The 2,742-nt window shown below is 55.2% G+C and carries 3 protein-coding genes and 1 tRNA gene; 3 read left to right on the forward strand and 1 reads right to left on the reverse strand.

Annotated features, from left to right (window positions below):
• Positions 1-235 precede the first annotated feature (235 nt).
• Positions 236-308 (reverse strand) — tRNA-Arg (locus IQ273_RS32275).
• A gap of 264 nt (positions 309-572) precedes the next feature.
• Between IQ273_RS32275 and IQ273_RS32280 the strand changes: the two genes are divergently transcribed.
• From IQ273_RS32280 to IQ273_RS32290, 3 genes are all read left to right on the forward strand, one after another.
• Positions 573-1,241, forward strand: coding sequence for an Npun_F0813 family protein (locus IQ273_RS32280; RefSeq protein ID WP_194027167.1), 669 nt, complete (start codon positions 573-575; stop codon positions 1,239-1,241).
• 238 nt (positions 1,242-1,479) lie between these two features.
• Complete coding sequence (locus tag IQ273_RS32285) at positions 1,480-2,457, forward strand: hypothetical protein (protein ID WP_228054315.1); 978 nt, start codon at positions 1,480-1,482, stop codon at positions 2,455-2,457.
• A gap of 68 nt (positions 2,458-2,525) precedes the next feature.
• A partial coding sequence (locus tag IQ273_RS32290; protein ID WP_194027168.1) for a helix-turn-helix domain-containing protein occupies positions 2,526-2,742 on the forward strand: 217 nt, incomplete at its 3' end.

Genomic DNA, 2,742 nt, shown 5'->3' on the forward strand with positions numbered 1-2,742 from the left:
GCGCAGCGGTGTTAAGCTCTGCTTCTAGCTTTTTGAGTCTGGCCTGTAAATCTGCGTCGTCCAAAAGAGTTGCCTGCCAAAATCTGGAACTATAGCCAGAGTAGCGTTTTCGCCCTGCCGCTGCCCAGTACTAGCGCCTTGGCCCAGCGCAGAAACCGGCCCCGATTCGCAGCAGGCTGGGCACATCGCCCCAGTCGCCAGCCCTCAAGCTAGATAAATTATTGATCTGTCGGGACGGGCCATGCTGGGATCGAACCAGCGACCGACCGCTTAGAAGGCGGTTGCTCTATCCGCTGAGCTAATGGCCCCAATCTAATCACTCTACATTTTAGGGGGTGCCGGTTGCTCTCAGGGCAGACTAGGACGAATAGAATATTGAAAAATAACGGCGGAATGATGTCGGAGCCGCTCAGGCCGCTAAAATAAGTCTCTCTAATAACAGGCTGCAGAGTTTGCGAGGGTTTACGAGGCTTTATCCCATCCCAATGACGCAGTACTAAGGGTGCGGTTTACCGTTGCAGCCGCCGCCTACTGCAGGTACTCACCTCGGCTAGGAGTCAGCAGGCCATAACATGTTTATCCTCAAGCGGCAGGATGTTGACATCAAAACGATGCACCATCCCCAAAAAGATCAACAGATTCCGATTTTGTCGTACCAGGGGCAAACCTTTCGGCTGCTGAGCGTGTTTACGGCTGCCCAGGAAGACGATGCCAGGGCGCTGTGGCGCGATCTGACCGACAACCGGGGTAAGGCCTGCGTGCTGCTTGAAGAACCAGAGCGCTTTAGCATTTGGGGCAAAATTCGTCTTGACCAGTTTGATGATGCTGGCCCCGATACAGGCACCCCACCAGCGGAGGCGACCTACATCAAGGCTTGCCTGCTCATGCTGCAAGTGCTGTATATGGATGTAGAAGATTTGCTGGGGGCCAAGCAGGCTCGGCAGTTTGAGGGAGATATTAGCAAGGTGTTTGCCGCCTGGAAGTTTCCCCAGGCGGCGACTCCAGATGCGGTGAAAACCCTCTTGACCGTAGACCCGCTGGCGATGCCCCAGCTGCCACCCTGGCAAGACCACCATCTGCACCGGCTGCTAGAAGAAACCCATCGAATTGGCAAAGACTACTTTGGTAATGCCAACTTTAGCGATCGCGCCCTAGAGGCGGTCGAAGACCTCACCGCTAATGAACAAGCTCTATTTCGGCGGTGGTTGCAGCAGTCTCCGACGGGCAAACTATGGGCGTAGTGGGCTTATTAGCCGCGCTAGAGTTTAAGAATTATTGCTCTAGGCGACTAATTAGAGCTATTCTGACGAGCTAGTCGCCCATAGATGTAGGGAGTCGGTACAATTCAGGCGTTGCGCTGGGCGCGTTGGGCTCTGCCGAGACCACGCGGCTGTGGCGATAGTCAAAGACCAGCCATCAAGGGGCGATCGCGATTTTTTGTCGGCACTCATGCCGTTGAGTTCCTTTAGGAGTAAATCCTTGAGCAAGTCATCCACCTCTTCGTCTACCAATTCCTTGTCTACGCCGCTGTTGGTGGGGGCGTGCATTGCCTGGGGCGTCGTTACGCTTTTATTCTTTCTGCTATTTACTGCGCCAGGAGAAGACGGTGCCCAGCCCGCCTGGTTTTTGCTGGGTATCAACCTGCTGGAAACAGGGGCATTTTTTCTGGCTGCGGTGCTGTGCTTTCGCAACTGGCGCAGTACCCAAATCGTCAGCGGGCGCAACGTCTGGTTCTGGATTGGCCTGGGGATGTTGTTCTACGTGCTGGGCAACGTGATGTTCTTTCTCTGGGGCAATATCTGGGGGCTCGACCCAGCGGTGTCTCTGGGCGACTTTTTCTATATTTTTAGCTACATCTTTTTGGCCGCAGGCATGTTTAAAGCGGTGCTGCCCCGACGGCTAAACCTGGAACTACCCCAGTGGCTGATGGTGGTTGGCATTGGCCTGGGCGGCATTTTGCTGGCGATTTTTGTCAATTTGGCGGCAGCGGAAGCGGCGGTAGTACCCGGTGCCCCAGCCCCAGCCCTTTACCTGGCCCAAACAGAAATGCCGCCGGTCGTTGTCCCTGACGTCGTTGCGCCCGCTGCGGTAGAAGCGGTGCCATCGGCCCCTAGCTGGGTACTGAGCCTGGACCAGATGCTTGAGCCACTGGCCGATGGGGTCGGTCTGATGTACTTAATTGGCGATATTGTGCTGCTGATTATTGCGGGCACGCTGCTGGTGGCTTTTTGGGGCGGGCGCTATTCGCAGTCGTGGAAGCTAATTGCGATCGCAGCGTTTTGTCTCTACATTGCCGACATGTTTTTTGCCTATGCCGTTAACACTGACAACTACGTAGAAGGCAGCCTGTGGGAAGTCTTTTGGACATTTTCGGCGGTGTTTTTTGGCCTTGGAGCGGTGGTTGAACACGCGGTTTCTATGAATTCTCGGCGCAGCCCCCGACGGCGACGCAGTTAACGCCCCGACGGGTTCTACAGAGATATTAGCCTTAAGATGTTAGATGGCATTGTTACGGAACCCACGGCATGGCACCCAAGAAGCTGACTGAGGCTGACAAGACATCTATCTTGAGCCTGTACCGCCAGCCCCAGGAAACAACCTCAACACTGGCGGAGCGCTACGGGGTTAGCAATAGCACCATCAGCCGACTGCTAAAAGCCAGCCTGCCCGAAAATGAGTACAGCAGACTGATTCAGCAAAAGCGTAGTACTACCGACAAAGCTGCGGTGGTGCCCCCCGCCC

The sequence above is a fragment of the Nodosilinea sp. LEGE 07298 genome, from assembly GCF_015207265.1.
In the GTDB taxonomy this organism is placed as follows: domain Bacteria; phylum Cyanobacteriota; class Cyanobacteriia; order Phormidesmidales; family Phormidesmidaceae; genus Nodosilinea.

Coding starts and splice junctions, on each gene's coding strand:
- IQ273_RS32280 (WP_194027167.1), top strand. CDS start 573: ATGTTTATCCTCAAGCGGCAGGATGTTGACATCAAAACGATGCACCAT.